The following is a 16,697-nucleotide window of genomic DNA, read 5'->3' as shown; positions in this document are numbered from 1 at the left end:
ATTGGATGTGTCCGAATAGGAATGTCTACTTCGTAATTCCATGCGAATCAAGGGGTGTGGACCTGCGCGACGTGTGCCAGATTGCCCATAGGCTCAAAACCACCAGCGCAAGGAGGACTCCCACGACGTCGGCAAAAAAATCCTTGATGTCGGAGGTCCGCGACGGAGTGTAGCGCTGCGCAAGCTCTATGGCTACACCAACGGCTAAGGCAATCAGCGTCCCGACAATGACCGCTGCCCAGTGCCGCAGCCGCGCCAGCGTCTCGATGCTCTTCACCCACACGATCTCTCCGACCGTAAAGGCAAGGGCATGCACCACCTTGTCACCCCCCAGCAGTTTCGTAATCCAGCCCGTCTTGCCCGGCGGCCCCAGCGCCAGATCCAGCACCACGGCGGTCCAGGCCAGCGCCGCCATCAACCAGAATGCCTGTACAAAAAACCGAAACGAAGATCCCGTGCGCGAAGAAAAGGGTGACGTCATGAATGATGTTTGTTGCAGTGTCCGTCGCAGCCGTGGTGAGAGGACGATTCCCCCTCCTCCACGGCTTCTTTAGGCTGGACCGAACCGAAGGCGGGGGGAAGATAGGTGATCACGTCGCCCGCGACGAGCATTGCCGTGCCTGCGCTTTCCACCACCAGGTCCGCCGCCCGCCCATGAAGATAGCACCCCACCCAGGCGGCAGTGTAGGATTCCAGCCCTTGGGTGCGCAGCGCCCCGATAATGCCCGCCAGCACGTCTCCCGAGCCCGCCGTAGCCAGTCCGGGGTTGCCCGTGGGATTGATCACGCCAAAGCCATCGGCATCAAAGCAGACGGTCGGCGCGCCCTTGAGCACCAGATTCAGGCCGTGGCCTTCAGCGAATGCCGCCGCGGCCACGATCCGTTCCTGAAGGTCCGTGTGCTTCCTGCCTGTCAAGCGGTCAAACTCGCCGGGGTGCGGCGTTAGGATAACATCTTTGGGCAATTTGTCAAGTAAATTATTTGCAGAAATGATGTTGAGTGCGTCGGCGTCGATCACCATCGGCAGCGATGCCGCTGCAAACAGCCCGGCGAGGAACTGCGCCGTCTCCGCATCGGTGCCCATTCCGGGACCGATTGCGATGCAGTTTGCCCACTCCAGATAGGGCTGGAGAGTTTCCAGCGCGGATGCGGCAATAGCTCCTGAAGCGGTTTCGGGCAGGCCGATGGTCATCACTTCGGGCCGGAAGGTTGCCACTTCCGCGCGGATGCTCTCCGGGGTGGCCACCTTGACCAGGCCCACTCCGCAGCGCAAAGCCGCCAGGCTCATCAGCCGCGCCGCACCGCTCATCCCGCGCGAGCCGGCGATAATCAGGAGATTGCCGAAGATTCCCTTGTGTGCTTCCCGCGGGCGGGCAGGCAGGTTCTCCAGAATATCCGCGTCTTCGGGCAGGGCAAACGGCGCACTGGCCAGCACCTCTTCGATATCGGGAATGGAAATCGGACTGGCGATGAGATCGCCGGCGAAATTCCGTCCGGGCGGGAGCATCAGCCCGCACTTGACCTGCTGAAAGGTGACGGTCACATCCGCTTCAACCGCGATGCCGGGCACAGAACCGCTGGTGGCATCCACGCCGGAAGGCACATCCACCGATACCACGTGCGCGGCGGACTCATTGATCGCTTCTATCGCCTGTTGGTATACCCCGGAAGGGGCGCGGGTGTTTCCCGTGCCGAAGATGGCATCCACAATCAGGTCATAATCGGACAGGGACACGCCTTCATCCTGCCCATGCCAGTGGACCACGGACAGCCCCAGCGGATCGAGCAGTAAAAAGTTGGTGAGCGCGTCACCTGTGATCTGTTTTTCTTCGCCGAGGAAGAACACATCCACATCCGCGCCGCGCAGCAGAAGCTGGCGGGCGATGGCAAAGCCGTCCCCTCCGTTATTGCCCGGTCCGCAGACGACGGCCACATTCAGCGCATCCACATCGCCGTAGCGGTCTTCAATGGTTTCCAGCACGGCCCGCGCGGCATTTTCCATGAGGACAATCCCCGGAATGCCGACGGTATCTATCGCATGCGCATCCAGTTGGCGCATCTGTTCGGACGTTAAAAGTGGAAGCATGGGTTTCCGAAAATATGAAAAAGCGAAAAAACGAAAAGCAAAAAAATACGAAGAGCAGAACCCCCACAAGCGTCGCGGCGGCAGGTCTCTTGGGCTTTGACCTGCCCCGCTCAACACTGCCTTAGCCGGGCATGCGAAATTCCCAGACGCATGCCGCATCAACGGTTAGCGGGTCCTCCCCTTAGAAGAAGTAGGCTGGCCTTACTTCATCAGCAGCAGCTTCTGGATTTTGGTAGTGCTGCCCGCTTTCAACACGGCAAAGTAAGTGCCCGAGCCTTGGGCGGCGGCGTTCCATTCGATACGGTAACGGCCCGGAGCGCGGTAACCCTGCTGAAGCAAGGCCACCTGTTCACCCATCAGGTTGTAGACCTTCAGTTCCACCTGCGAAGCTTGCGGCAGGTCATAGCGGATGGCCGCCGTCGAATTGAACGGATTGGGATAACTCGACAGAGCATATTCCGTGATCAGGGATGGAGCTTCCTGCGGAGCGCCGAGGGTGAAGAGCCAGAAGTAGCCCTCGCCGTTGGTGGCGCTGGTGCTGTCCACACCGTTGGTCGCCATGACCGACCATTGCACGTCCGCGCGCGGGTTGCCCAAGTAGAACCAGTCACAACTGTCCGCATAGAATGTGTCGGTGGTGGCGATGGTGCGGCTGTAGTCACCGGAATGGATGGTCAGATGATAGGTCACCGTCGCTCCCGAATCCCGCGATGCCGTCCAGCGGAAGGGGATTTCTCCTTGCAGCCACGTTTGCGAACTTTGATCGGCAGGCTCCAGGCGGGTGAAGGGCGCGGGCGGCGCAAATATCGCACGGTAGGATGCGCGCACCATCAGTTCACCACCGGCCCACCAGCGGGCCTGCTCCCAGCCGCCATTGGGATAGTATTCCCACAGGCGGTGGGAGATCCCCTGAGCGGACGTGGTATCGAGGAAGAACCCGCATTGCGACGGCACCCACGACGCCACGTAAAATGTGCCGCTGCGAATGATGACGCTGTCTACAGGCAGATCGGCGCTCGTCCACCCGCTCGTGACGGTTACCGTTCGCCGCCACAGTTCCGTCCCCGGAGCGCCGCCCGGGCCGTCACCGGCGAGGATAGATAGATCATACGAAAAATCGTCTACCCACATGTTGTAGATCCGCACCTGTGTCAGCGCCACGGGATAGACCGGCGGCGCGAACTGCATGGCCATAGCATGCCCTGCCGGAAACATCCAGCCGGCTTCCCGATCGGCGACGCCGTCATCATACCCCAATTCCCCGCCCACAGGGGCAACATGAATTTCCGCGCGTTGGGTATCATTCCGTGCCACATGGTCGTCGGAAATTTCGACAACGGCTTCGGCAAGGTAGGTGCCTGTGTCGGCGGCAACCCATTCCCTTTGCCAGGCAACCGTCAATGTATCCAGTGGGTTGGTGGCGCCGAGGGTTGTGTCAAAGGCGGCGAGCACCGTGTGGTTGGGCCGCCGGATGACGAAGTGCAGGGAACAGGCCGGCTCGGCGTAGGCGCCGAGGTTGGCGATCTGTACCCAGGGATGCACGACGTCACCGGGAACGAGGAAGTAGCCCGCTGACTGCGGGTTCTGCACCGCCAGCACCGCCATGTCATGCCCGGACTGTGCCCCACCCACCGGCGAGGCAAAATGGATGGCATAGTTGAAGCGCGGGCCGAAACCGTAGCCCGTGGTCAACCCGCAAAGTCCGTTCAGGTCCTCGATCCCCGCAATGGCGCCAACGGGCAGCGCATGGGTTCCCTCCCGGGACCCGTACTGAAAGGTGATTGAGGAATCCACCGCGCACAGGATCATTTCGAAATTGAACCGATCCGTGCCGCTATAGGGCTCGATGGACTTCCACATCACGACCAGCGTGTCGGCATGGTTGGACCAATAGTAACAGCGGCTGGAGTCTTCAGGTCCGAAGACCCAGTCTGCGACATACGGACCGATGACGTCATTGGGCGGTGCCGCATTGGGGAACGTCGGCAGCGGCGCGACCATCATGCCCGGTGACGAAAACTTGATGTAACCGTTGGAACCGATCCAGAACTGGTGGACATTGTACCAGTAATAATGGAACGGGAAACCAATGGCAAAGGAGCCGACGATATTATCATCGGCCAGCCCGTTGACCTCTGTGCCGAACCCGCTGATGTCCAGCCATTGCACCTCCGGGCCGCCGGGCTCATTGCTGTCCTTGGCGCGGTAGCCGCACCCATCCGGCCCCCATGATTGATCCAAACCTCTGCCATCATCACCCTGAACCAGCCGACCGCTGGCGCAAGGGCCTTCCGCATAGACACTGACCGCAAGCAACAGACTACACAGCACGACCAAAATGCGCGTTCTCATAGCTGCCTCCCAAGTTTGCGACCCGTAAGTTTCTTACCCTCCCAGAACCAGTAAACAATCTCCCAAAGAAAATAGCCGCGCCGCGCGGGGCGAAAGGTCTGCCCCGCGCGGCAAATAGATGTCTGTTACTTCATCAGCAACAGTTTTTGGATTTTGGTGGTATTGCCCGCTTTCAACACGGCAAAGTAGGTGCCTGAACCCTGGGCGGCGGCGTTCCACTCGATGCGGTAACGGCCCGGAGCCCGGTAACCTTGCTGCAGCAAGGCGACCTGTTCACCCATCAGGTTGTAGACCCTCAGTTCCACGGTGGACGCATGAGGAAGATCGTAGCTGATCGCCGCCGTCGAATTGAACGGATTCGGATAACTCGACAGAGCATATTCCGTGATCAGCGGCATCGACAGATCGCCGGTTCCTGCCGGAATGTCCATGGTGAAATGGCCCTCGCCATTGGACGCGTTGGTGGTGTCGAAAATGTCCGTGGCGCGCACCGTCCAGTAGAAGTTGTGGATCACAGCCAAAGGATCTACAGGGATGGGAATGCGGACCGTAACGAGGGTATCGGACGTCACCGTATCGTGCGGCGCAACCGGATAGGAACCGGGGCGCTGCTCGATATGGAACACATAGCGCACGGGATCGCTGTCCACATCCGTGGAGTGCGACCAGCGACACACCACAGTCGCCGCAAGGGGCTGCAGCGTATCACGCGGCGCGACGCGGCTAAACGCGCCCGGCGCGTGGTTGGCATTGAGATGGAAGAATCCCTGGCCGTTGGTGGCCTGCACCGAATCCTGACCGTTGGTGGCCCATACCGTCCAGGTGACATCCGCCCGCGGGAAGCCGCCGTAGAACCACGACAGACTGTCATAGTACATGGTGTCGGGGGTAACGAACGTGCGGTGATAGTCGCCGGAGCTGACATTCAGATGATAGCTGACGGTGGTTCCCGGGTCAAGCGACGGAGTCCACGCAAAGCGCACCAGACCCTGCATCCACGGCACGGTGGCCCCGTTGGCCGGAACCGTGCGCGTAAAGGGTCCGGGAGGCGGATAGATGGGCCGCAGGGAACAGCGGATCATGAGGTCGCCGATGTTCCAGAATTTGTTCTGCCCCCAACTGTTGACAAATTCCCAGCAGCGGTGGGAAAAGCCCTGCGCGGACGTGGTATCCACGCCGAACTGGAATGATGCGGGCGTGTAGTAGGCCACAAAGAAGGAGCCGTCCTGAATCAGGCCACTATCTCGCGGTACCGCAATGGCATTCCAACCGGTGGTCGCGCCGGTGAAATGATGCCGCCAGAACTCCGTTCCCGGTGAACCGTTGGGACCGTCATTGTGGAAGAGGGCCACATCATACGCGCCGCTTCCGCTGCTGACATACAACCGTGTCTGAGACACGGTGACAGGATAGGCGGGCGGGACAAATTCCATCGCCACGCCACGGTTAGCGCCGGTCCAACTGGAAGGCCGGTCCGAACCGCCGTCATCATACGCCAGTTCCCCCGGCAGAGTGACCACGTGGAACTCGGTGCGCGCCGTGTTGCTGCCGAACGTGCCGGAGACCCGTGCCTCGGCCAGATACGCGCCGGTGTCCACCGCCTGCCAGCGCAAGGAAGGAGTCAGGGTCAGCGTATCGGAAGGTTCAATCACTCCGAGGACCGTATCGAAGCTGGCGACAATCCCGGTGGACAGGCGGCGGATACTGTAGCTGACCGAACAGGCCGGCTGCGGCTGGTTGCCCATGTCGGCGATTTGCAGCCACGGACGGACCGTGTCGCCGGCCTGCACAAAGAACCCGTTGGACAGCGGGTTCTGCAGTGCGGCAACGGCCAGACTGCTGTTGGTATAGGTCACCGTGTCGGGATACTCAAATCGGATCGCCGTATTGGAGGTGGGATGAGTGCCGAACAGAGTATTTAAACCGACGGTGCCGCTGAGGTTCTCGATGCCGACGGCCACCGCGCCGCTGGCGGTGCCGATTTGGTCGCCATATTGGAAGGTGATGGACGAATCCACCCCCGAGAGAATGATCTCGAAATTATGCGAGCCCGCGCCGCTGTAGGCCGGGACGTTGAGGAACGCCACCACCAGAGTATCGACGGCGTTGCTCCAGGCGTAGCAGCGGCTGGAATCGGTGGCACCGCCGAACACCCAGTCGGTCACATACACGCCGACGACGTCATTAGGCGGAGCCGCATTGGGAAACTGCACAAAGGGCGAGGCGATCTGGCCGCGGGTGGAGAACTTGATGTAGCCGTTGGAGCCCACAGAGAACTCATCCACATCATACCAGTAGTAGTGAAAGTTGAATCCGATGGGAAGCGGGCCGACCACGTTGTCATCCTGCAGTCCGGTAATTTGACTGCCCAGGCCGACGATGTCCAGCCATTGCGGCGTAGGCCCTCCGGTTTCCTGCTGGTTTTTGGCGCGATAGCCGTAGGCATCCGGACCCCATTGCTGATCGAGGCTGCCGCTGCCGCCACGTTGAACAACTCCAGCCCAGGGATCGCCACCTTCGGCCAGCAGCATTCCTGCCAGTGCCAGACAGCAAAGTACACACAAGAAGACTTTCATAGTTGCCTCCCGTTGATGTGAAGAGCCAAAAACCAAAAAGCGAAAATTATAGAAGATAGAACCCCTATCCCCGGCCCTTTCCCCACTGAAGTGGAGAAAGGGAGAAAGAATACAGGCCGCTGGGGTTTGGGATTCTGGACACCCGCTGACGCGGGGTCCAGAATGACAAGTCAGATGGGGAGTAGTCTCATCCCTGCGCCTTCATCCCTTACTTCAGCAGCATCAGACGCTGCGTTCTTACAAAGTCGCCGGACTCGATGCGGGCGAAGTAGAGACCGCTGGCCAGAGCGCGGCCATCGACGGTAATCCGCTGGGTTCCCGCGGCAAACAGGCGGTCTGTCAATAGGGTGACCAGACGGCCCTGAATGTCATAGAGCGACACCCGCACACGCGTAGTGCGCGGCAAGGTGAGTTCGAGAGTAGAAATCGGATTGAAGGGATTGGGATAGGCACAGACACTGAAGGCTGCGGGCAGCGGAGTCACCGGATCCGCCGCGGCGGGCGCGCTGGCGCAGCGCAAAATGGATCCGCCCTCGCCGACCGCCCAGGCATGATCCGGCCCGGCCAGAGCCAAGGCCCAAAGCTGGTTATCGGTGACGGTGGTATCCACCCCCCAGTTCTGGCCGCCGTCCGAGGAGCGCATGATCAGCCCCCACGTGGACGCGGCAACGACGGTCTGGCCGGAAGCGCGAATCGAGAGGAAGATGGCACCGAAGTTGTTACTGGAAGGGATCCACGTGGCCCCGCCGTCCAACGTCGTCGCAATCATCGCCGAGCCGTTAAGCAGCGAGGCCCCGGCGATGAAGCCGTGCAGGCTGTCCTGCATGGTGATGCTGAAAACATAGCCGTACTGCAACGTGGCGCGGATGACCCAATTGACACCGCCGTCCGTGGTGGCGATCACATAGCCGTTGTAAGGATCGCTGTCATCGTGGGTAACGGCCCAGGCATGCAGGCTGTCCGTGCAGGCAATATCATAGAAGTCCGTGCTGCGCGGAGAGGACTGCGGCGTCCACGTCTGCCCACCGTCGGTGGTATGCAGAATCGACCCGCCGAAGCCCACCGCCCAGCCATGACGCGCATCGGCAAAGGCCAGCCGCTCGAGTCCGGACTCCAGCGTGCTGTCCTGCGTGATCCATGTGCTGCCGCCATCGGTGGTGTGGATAATCGTCGTGCCGCACGCCCAGCCTTCCTGCGAGTTGACAAACTGCACGTCGGCAAAGAAGTGGCGGGTGCTTCCCGTATTCTGCGGTGCCCACTGAGCCCCGCCGTTGGTGGTATGCAGCATGGTGCCCAGACTCCCCGAGGCCCAGCCGTTGCTGGTATCCGTGAAGCACACACCATTCAGGAAAGCTCCAGTGCCGCTGCCACGGGCGCTCCAGTTCTGCCCGCCGTCCGTCGTGCGATAGATGGCACTGCCGGTGCCGCAGATCCAGCCGCGCTGCTCACTGTCAAAATAGATGTCCCGTGGGTAGGCGCTGGTGGAAAAACGCAGCGTGTCCCACGATGCGCCCGCATTGGCCGTATGCAGTACGATGCCGTCATAACAGGCGATGAACCCGGTCTGCGCGCTGAGAAACTGGACATTATGCGGCGAGACCGTCTCGGAAACCCACTCCGTCCACGTCTGGCCGCCATCGGTGGTGTTGAGGATGTTGCGGTCCACACCCACCACCCAGCCGGTGTCGGCGTTGACAAACGAAACATCCCACAAATGCCCGAGGCTGTTGGAAAACTGGTGCTGCCAGTTGGCGCCGCCGTCGGTGGTGTGCAGAATCACGGCGGCGTAGCTCATGTAGTCATAGCCCACGGCCCACGCGGTCTGCGCGTCCAAGGCCGTCAGGCCATACAGACCGTAGTTGTTATTGGTGAACTGCGCCTGCCATGTTTGGCCGCCGTTGGCGGTGTGGTAGATCTTTCCGTCGCCAGCCGCCCAACCGTTGGCCGTATCGGTAAAGAGCACCTGCTGAAACCAGAGATTCTGCCAGCCGTATTGCAGCGTCCACGTCTGTCCGCCGTCGGTCGAGCGGGCCATAGTGCCGCGCCGGGTCTGCCAATTGTAGCCTGCCGCCCAGACATGCTGCGAGCCCACGCAGGCCACGCTTTCAAAACGGGCACGGGAGTTCACCGTCTGTTCGGTCCACGTCACGCCACCGTCGGTGGTCTTCAGGATCATACCGAAGCCGCCCACGGCCCAGCCCGTCAGGGAATCGGCAAAGGCCACATGATTGACAGCATTACCGTTGGGCTGCGGATTTTGCCACTGCCACGTCTGCGCGCCAAGGCGCGGCACGAACATTAGTGCAAGGACAACAACAGCCAAAGCCTTGAGAATTCTCATGAGACCTCCCTCTGCATGTGCGTGGCGGAACAAACGATAAGACCGGACCGGCAAACGCGGCGAACTTTCGCCGGATCACTCATCCGGATAAATCATGACAACGGCGGCAGCGGTGGTGCGGGTGTGAGTCAGGCTCACCGCAATACGCATCGGATAGTCGGCATAAGCGCCGTGAATCCGGATCTGCGGCGGCTGGCCTTTGGTGATGGTTACTTCGACATCGCGGAATGCCAGATACTGGCCGATGCCCACGCCCAGCGCCTTGGCCACGGCTTCTTTGGCGGCCCAGCGCGCGGCCAGGCATTCGTCGGCGCGAATCCGGCTCAGGCAGTCGGCGCGCTCCTGCTCGGTAAAAATCCGTTCCAGAAATTCGGTGTCGTCGAGCATCTTGCGGATGCGCTCGACATCCATCAGGTCAATGCCGCAGGACGGCAGAATCGGTTTGGGCGGTGTATCCATCCGGGCGGCAGTCGCTCACTTCTTTTATTGCAATTTGATCAGTTTGGTCACGGCCACATACGGCCCGGCTTCCAGCCGGCAGAAATACGTCCCGCTGGCCAGTGACAGATTGCCCGGGCCTCCGCCTTCCACAGAACGCGGAAGTCTCCCGCGGCGCGAAACTCGTCGAGCAGCAGAGCTACCTGCCTGCCGGTAAGATCATACACGGTCAGGTGGGCCTGCGCCGGCTGCGGCAGGGTGAAACGAATCTCGGTTCCCGCGTTGAAAGGGTTGGGAAAGCTGCTCACCAGCGCCGTGTGCAGCGGCAGCGGACGGGCAGGCTTTTGGACGGCGGTATAGCCGCCATTTTCCGTGATGGTCAAATACTGGTTCGCCGCAATTCCCGTGTACGTTTCCACGAGGCCCGATGGCCAGCGAATCCACAGAGAGTCGATGATGGCCGCATCGCGCAACCCGAAATGCTGCTCCAGCGTCTGCCCGCAGTACCCCGACTGTCCGGCAACCTCGCGCATCTGCCACACGTCCCTGCCGCCGACGTGCGCCTTGACGCGGACTCGCGCCCCAATGGCCGAGCGATTCGATGTGGTGCCCGCCAGTTTTAACGTGAGCCAATGATTGGCGTTTTCACCGGTGGCATGATTGAGGTAAAAGGCATTGTGATCGCCGGACGGTTGCCAGTGGGCCACAAAGATGTCCAAGTCGCCGTCGCGGTCGAAATCCGCCGCCGCGCAGCCGTAAGACCAGCCCGAATCGGTCGCCAGCGGGCCATCGGTCACGCGTGTAAAGCTACCGTCGCCGTTATTGGAAAAATAGAAGTTGGCGTTGCCACCGGCATCGAAGCCATTGGTGATCAGCAGGTCAAGGTCCGCGTCATTGTCGAAATCTCCCCACAACGACCCGAAAGAACAGCCGCCCGCCGCCGCAATCGCGCTATCGTGGACTTGGGTGAACGTTCCATCACCATTGCCGCGAAACAGCGCCTCCGCTTCGCCGCAGGGGCCGTCGAAGGATCCCGCGTTGGCCAGAATCACATCCAGATTGCCGTCGTTGTCATAGTCCCCCCAACTTGCGCTGGTGGTGCTGCCCCCGGCCTGCACTAAGGGATCTGCCGTGATCCGTACAAACGTTCCGCCGCCGTCATTGCGATAAAGATACTCGTTGTGAAGATCCTCGTTGGCAATCAGCAAGTCCTGATCGCCATCGTTGTCATAGTCTGCCCACGCCGGACAGCGCGAGGGATAGGTCGCATCGTTGGCAATGGGGCCGTCGGTCACGCGGGTAAAGGTGCCGCCGCCGTCATTATGATAGAGGAAATTCACCAGCGGCAGTCCGGCGCTGTTGGCCACCACAAGATCCAACAGACCATCGCCGTCGTAATCGCACCAGCTTGCACTCTCGCTGTAGCCCCGGTCGGTAAAGAGCGGACTACCGGTGATCAGCGTAAAACTGCCGTCGCCGTTATTTCGGTACGGAAGATTGTTCTGGTTGTACCAGTTGGCAACGAAACAATCGAGGTCGCCGTCGTTGTCGAAGTCGCCCCACGTGGCGCCGTCGGAACTGCGATGATCGCTGCCGATGGAATCGCCTGTCAGCCGGGTAAAGGTCCCGCCGTCATTGCGGTACAGGAAATTGTTCGCCCCGCCCTGAGTCCCGTTGGTCACAAACAGGTCCAGGTCACCATCGGCGTCGTAGTCGATCCAGTTCACTGCGCGCGAGTCGCAGGTGTCGGTGACTTCCACGCCGTCCGTAATGCGGGAAAACGTCTGCGCAAAGGCCGGCATTAAGATCATACATAGACCGAGCGGAATACCCCAGAAACGCCACATTTTTATGCCTCCCGTGCGATACGCCGTCAGCGAATAAGAGCAGTCATAAGTTTAAGATAGGACGAGAGCCACCGCGCGGAGGGTTCGCCCTCCGCGCGGTGCTCTTTACAAACCGTCGGTTATTTCATGAGAAGCAGCTTCTGCATCAGTCGCACGTCCTTGGCCTGCAGCACGGCAAAGTAGGTGCCTGAGGCGTTGGCCGAGGCATTCCACTGCGCCGTATAGCGACCGGCGGCCAGACGGGTGTTGATCAGCGTCGTGACTTCGTTCCCCAGCACGTCGTAGATCTTCAGCGTGACGTCTCCTTCGCGGGCGATGTCATAGCTGAGGGAGGTCGAGGGGTTGAAAGGATTCGGATAGGCGGCGCGCAGGGCGAAGCTTACCGGGAGGGTAGAGGTCGGATCTCCCACCGCGTTCGGCGTTTCGACCACCATGACGTTCCACATCACGCTGTCCGCGAGCTGACCGTCGGAGACCACGCACTTGACCACCGTGGCGCCGAGACTCGGGAACAGAATATTGGCGCTGCTGTTATTGCCGACCAATGATCCGTTGCGGGTCCAGCGATAGCGCAGCGAATCGTTATCCGGATCGGACGCGGTCACGGTGAAATGATAGGTCGAATCCTGATAGGCGGTGTCCAGCGTCGTCGGCGTGTGCGCGGAAATGACCGGCGGACGGTCGGGCGCGCCGCTGGCGATGGTGCAGCGGATCATGGCGTTGGCCACCTGGCCTTCGCGGAATTCCGCCCAACCGCCGGCGAACTCCCACGTGCGGCGGGAGACGCCCTGCGTGGTCGTGGTATCAATCCCAAAGGTGGCGCCGGCTGCGGTCTGCGTCCACGCCACATAAAATGCGCCGGAATCAATCCGCACGGTATCGGTCAGCGTGAAGTCGTTCCACGCATTAGCGGTCGGGGTCGGCACGTCCTGCGACCACAACTGGCGGCCCGGCGCGCCGGCGCTGTCCGCGAAAATCCTCGCCGTGAATCCGGCCGTCGCCGCGCCGAGGTAATACCTCACATGCGTGATCCGCACCGGATAAACCGGGGGCACGAACTGGTTGGCCATGCCGCCGTTGCCACCGTCCCAGCTCCAGTCTTGCTCGTCGCCGTTGTCGTCGTAGTACAGTTCGCCGGGGAGCGTCAGGGTATGCAACTGCACCTGCGTCGAATCGTTGGTGTGGTTGATGTCCCCGGTCATGTTCACGCGGCCCATGATCTTGTAGACATTGGTCGCGCCCGCAACCCACAGCGGCGGATACTGAATATTCAGGAAAGCGGAAGGAGCCAGCGGGCCGACGGTGGAGTCGGCGGCGGCCAGCAGCGTGTTGCTGTTGCTGCGCACCGAATAGACCGCACGGAATGTGGCCTCGTTCTGGTTGCCCACATTGTGCGCGGACAGCCACGGATGAAGGGTATCCCCTACGAGCATAAAGAACCCGCCGGAAATCGGGTTCTGCACGGCGCCGACGGCCATGTCATGGGCGACATAGGTGGTCGAGGCCGGATAGTAAAACTTGATGGCATTGTTCTGCGGCGGATAGGCATTGTGATAGCAGGAGATGCCGATCTGCCCGGTGACGTTCTCCATGCCCACCGAGATGCTGGTATTGGAGACGTCGCCCGTGGTCATGGTGCCGTACTCGAAGGTGATGCTCGAATCGAGACGGGAGAGAATCAGTTCGAAGTTGTGGTCGCCGACGTTGCCGCCCGTGCCCCAGGCGCGAATGTTCTTCCACATCACGATCAGCGAGTCGGTGCCGCGCGTTTCATAGTAACAGCGTCCGGGTTCGGTGCCGCCCAGGATCCAGTCCGCCACATACGGGCCGATGATGTCATTGGGCGCAGTCGCCGTGGGGAAGGTCGGAATCGGCTGGGCGAGCTGCCCGGCACTGGAGAACTTGATGTAGCCGTTGGAACCGATCCAGAACTGGGTGACATCATACCAGTAGTAGTGGAACGCAAAACCGATGGGAAACGGTCCCACAACGTTGTCGTCCGCCAGTCCGGTGACCGGTGTGCCGGTGGCGCTGATGTCCATCCAGCCCCGATGCGGCCCGTCCGCTTCCAGAGTATCCCGCGCCGTGTACCCGTAAGTGTCCGGACCCCAGCGCGTGTCCAGCGATCCATCATTGCCGTTCCCGCGCACAAAAGGCTGCGACGGCCCGCTGACGGCAAATGCCGCTGCGGCAAACACGAGACAGCAGAAAATCAGTCCCAGAGTCTTCATGATGACCTCCACGTTGATTTGCTCCCTTTGGAGGAGCAGTGTTCCTGGATCTATTCTGCAGTACGTCGGGAATGCAAAATCAGTCGAATAGAGTTCCCCGTTATGTCCAGCTTGGATTGACAATCAAGGTGCAACGAGCGGTTCTGCCTGCAGGGCGGGAACCATGCAGGCAGGGCGAAAGCAGGTTTTTTTTACTTCAGCAACAGCAGTTTCTGCGTGCGGTGCAGCCCTGCCGATTCGAGCACGGCAAAGTAGCTGCCGGAGGGCTGGGACGACGCATCCCAGGTCACGGTATAACTCCCGGCGAGACGCGGACCGTTCTCCAGCACCGCCACTTGCCGCCCCATCAGATCGAAAATTCTGAGCGAGACCGGCCCACTATGCGCGAGGTCATAGTGCAGGGAAGTGGACGGGTTGAAGGGATTCGGATAGGACGACAGCGCAAACGACGACGGATGCAGCGTGACGGGCTCATCGGCCCGGAGGCCATCGTAGTAGTAGGCTCCCATATCGGCAATCGTGCCGTCGGGATCGTGCGCGGTGACGGGACTGCCGGAGTTGATGCAGGGAGATCCCGCGGCGAGGTGATAGGCCTGAGTGGCGCTGCCGTCGAACCGGGGGTTGAGAAACAGATTCTGGTAGCGGTCGCAGGAATCACCGTTGGCATTGGTGTAGGCGACGCCGCCGACGCCGATGGGACCGAGCGTGCCCGTGATGTCGCCGTCTTCATTGTTGGCAAAGCAGCAGAACTGCAGCGTAGAGCCCGCATAAGGGAAGCGGACGCCGCCGCCGGCCACCTGAAAGGCGAAAATGCAGTTTTCCAGCACCGTATTGGCGCCGGCCCAGACGGCACCGCCCTGACCCGCCGCATTGTTGACGAAGGTGCAGTTGGTGACCCGCTGATGGCCGCCGGCAAAGGCCAGACCGCCGCCCGGTCCCTCTCCACCCTGCCGCATGGCGATGTTGCTTTCGATGAGGCAATGGTCCATCAGCAAATTCACTTCGAACCGGCCATCCATCGCGCCGCCGCCCATGGAGGAGTTGGCGAGGAAGAGGCAGTTCGACGCGTTGACGACGGATGCCGTGGAACAGAAAAGGCCGCCGCCAGACACCACTGCATTGTTCTTGCTGATATGGCAGCGCGTCAGAGTAACCGTGGACGCATCCACCGACATGCCGCCGCCGTAGAGAGCCTGATTGCGCGACACATAGCAATCGGCCAGTGTCGCCGTGCACCCGTTCCGGAGATAGAAACCGCCGCCGAGGCCGTCGGGCGAGCCGTTTTCGCGGATGGTGCACTCGGCCAGCGTCGCCGTCGAGTGATTGGACAGGTAGATTCCCTGCCCCGAGGTGGCCCGGCACCAGCGCACCGTGCAATTGTTCATGACAATGTTGGCGCCATTGCAGTAAATACCGCCGCCGAAGCCGAACTCGCCGGAGGCGAGGGCATGCCCGTACTGGATGATCGCATGCGCAAACTGGCTGACTCCCGTAGGTGAGATGAGACGGATGCCGCCCCAACTGAGCGTGTTGGCCAGCGTGTCGGCGGTGAAGCACACCTCCGCGCCGGGGGTGCCGGAGACCAGCAGGACGCCTTCGACCGTGAACCGCCCGAGGCGGTCAAAGAAGACCAATACATCGGGGCCGACCTTCAGGGTGTCGAATGGCGCAATGTGGATATCCCCCTGAATAATATAGGGACTGCCCACATCGCTCCACTGACCGGAAACGGCACTGCCCCCCGCCACCCAAGTCGTGTCCGCCAAGGCGGTGGCGCTCATCACAAGGATCGTCAGGATAAAAAGACTGATCAACCGCATCATAGACCGGACCTCCTGTCCGGAGTTATGGACCTCTGTTCGCGACGGCACGCCATTGCCGGAGCCGGCTCTCTCCTTCCGTCATCCGGGCTTCAGTTGCTTCTCTTATCTCATCGGTAAGGTCATCATTTATCGGCGACACAGGCGGCTTATGGCTTCTCGCCGGGGAAGTCCTTCAGCACGTCCTCGTGCTCGATCCGGTCAAGAACCTGCAAAATCTGGCTGATATCATCAATCTCATAGTCCGCGCCGCTCAGGGTGACGCCTTTGGTGTCGCCATAGCGCGCAAAAATCGTTTTGATGCCCATCTGGCTGGCCCCCACCATGTCGCGTTCCGGCCAGTCGCCGATCATAATCACTTCATGGGGCTTCAGGGCCATCAGTTGCAGGGCGCGGGTAAACGGCATGGGAGACGGCTTGCGGTGTCCAGTGTCTTCGAAGGCCACCACCGGATCGAACATGTGGTGCAGTTCAAGCTGGCAGAGCCGCAGCCATGCGTTCAGGCGCGGCGCATCGCTGATCACCGCCAGTTCGAGGCCGCGCCGCACCAGTTCGGTCAGCGTGCCGCGCACATGGGAATAGGTCACCATGGTGCCGTTACGCGCCCGGCGGTAAGCGACAATCCCGGCAGCCAGCCATTTGAATTCGATGCCGCCGAAGCGCTGCTTCAAAAAGAGGTCGAGGATCTCCTGATGCTCGATGCCCACTTCCCCGTAGATGCGGTAGATCTCTTCGAAAGCTTCTTGCCACGGCATCGGCATTCCGGCATCGACCATAGCAGCCGCTGCGGCCTCGATGGAGGCGCGCTTGACACGCATGAAATCCAGCAGCGTGTTATCCAGATCAAACAGCACGCCACGGATCATGCGACGGCGGCTCCCATGTAAGTCCCCAATCTGTACGCGATTAACCTAATATAGCAATTTACCAACTCCACTGGGGAAAAGCAAGTCAAGATTGCATTTGCTGTGATCAACTGCCTGTGGTCAGCTAAGAACAGAAAGATA

10 protein-coding genes are annotated in these 16,697 nt (G+C 60.8%); all 10 read right to left on the bottom strand.

Annotated features, from left to right (window positions below; genetic code table 11):
• Positions 1–25 precede the first annotated feature (25 nt).
• The 10 genes from VGL38_06295 to VGL38_06250 all read right to left on the bottom strand — a co-directional run bounded on the left by VGL38_06295 (position 26) and on the right by VGL38_06250 (position 16,556).
• Positions 26–481, bottom strand: coding sequence for a VanZ family protein (locus VGL38_06295; GenBank protein HEY3295027.1), 456 nt, complete (start codon positions 479–481; stop codon positions 26–28).
• Positions 478–2,085 carry an NAD(P)H-hydrate dehydratase gene (locus tag VGL38_06290; GenBank protein ID HEY3295026.1) on the bottom strand — a complete coding sequence of 536 codons (1,608 nt, stop codon included), beginning with the start codon at positions 2,083–2,085 and terminating at the stop codon, positions 478–480. The genes VGL38_06295 and VGL38_06290 overlap by 4 nt, the downstream gene beginning before the upstream one ends.
• A gap of 201 nt (positions 2,086–2,286) precedes the next feature.
• Entirely contained in the window at positions 2,287–4,437 is a 2,151-nt protein-coding gene (locus tag VGL38_06285) for a T9SS type A sorting domain-containing protein (protein HEY3295025.1), read from the bottom strand.
• 125 nt (positions 4,438–4,562) lie between these two features.
• Positions 4,563–7,013, bottom strand: coding sequence for a T9SS type A sorting domain-containing protein (locus VGL38_06280; GenBank protein HEY3295024.1), 2,451 nt, complete (start codon positions 7,011–7,013; stop codon positions 4,563–4,565).
• 208 nt (positions 7,014–7,221) lie between these two features.
• Positions 7,222–9,354, bottom strand: a complete 2,133-nt coding sequence (locus tag VGL38_06275) for a YCF48-related protein (GenBank protein HEY3295023.1) — start codon at positions 9,352–9,354, stop codon at positions 7,222–7,224.
• A 75-nt stretch (positions 9,355–9,429) separates the two neighbouring features.
• Positions 9,430–9,813, bottom strand: coding sequence for a holo-ACP synthase (acpS, locus tag VGL38_06270; protein ID HEY3295022.1), 384 nt, complete (start codon positions 9,811–9,813; stop codon positions 9,430–9,432).
• A gap of 47 nt (positions 9,814–9,860) precedes the next feature.
• The gene (locus VGL38_06265) at positions 9,861–11,639 is read right to left on the bottom strand and encodes an FG-GAP-like repeat-containing protein (protein ID HEY3295021.1); all 1,779 of its coding nucleotides are present in this window, start codon (positions 11,637–11,639) and stop codon (positions 9,861–9,863) included.
• Positions 11,640–11,758: 119 nt separating this feature from the next.
• Complete coding sequence (locus tag VGL38_06260; GenBank protein HEY3295020.1) at positions 11,759–13,870, bottom strand: T9SS type A sorting domain-containing protein; 2,112 nt, start codon at positions 13,868–13,870, stop codon at positions 11,759–11,761.
• Positions 13,871–14,061: 191 nt separating this feature from the next.
• Entirely contained in the window at positions 14,062–15,693 is a 1,632-nt protein-coding gene (locus tag VGL38_06255; protein ID HEY3295019.1) for a right-handed parallel beta-helix repeat-containing protein, read from the bottom strand.
• Between the two features lie 146 nt (positions 15,694–15,839).
• Positions 15,840–16,556, bottom strand: a complete 717-nt coding sequence (locus VGL38_06250; GenBank protein HEY3295018.1) for an HAD-IA family hydrolase — start codon at positions 16,554–16,556, stop codon at positions 15,840–15,842.
• Between the last annotated feature and the right edge of the window lie 141 nt (positions 16,557–16,697).

Source organism: bacterium, assembly GCA_036504735.1.
Lineage (GTDB): Bacteria > Electryoneota > RPQS01 > RPQS01 > RPQS01 > DASXUQ01.
Note: the sequence above shows the minus strand (reverse complement) of the source record. Positions and strands in the feature narration are given on the sequence as shown.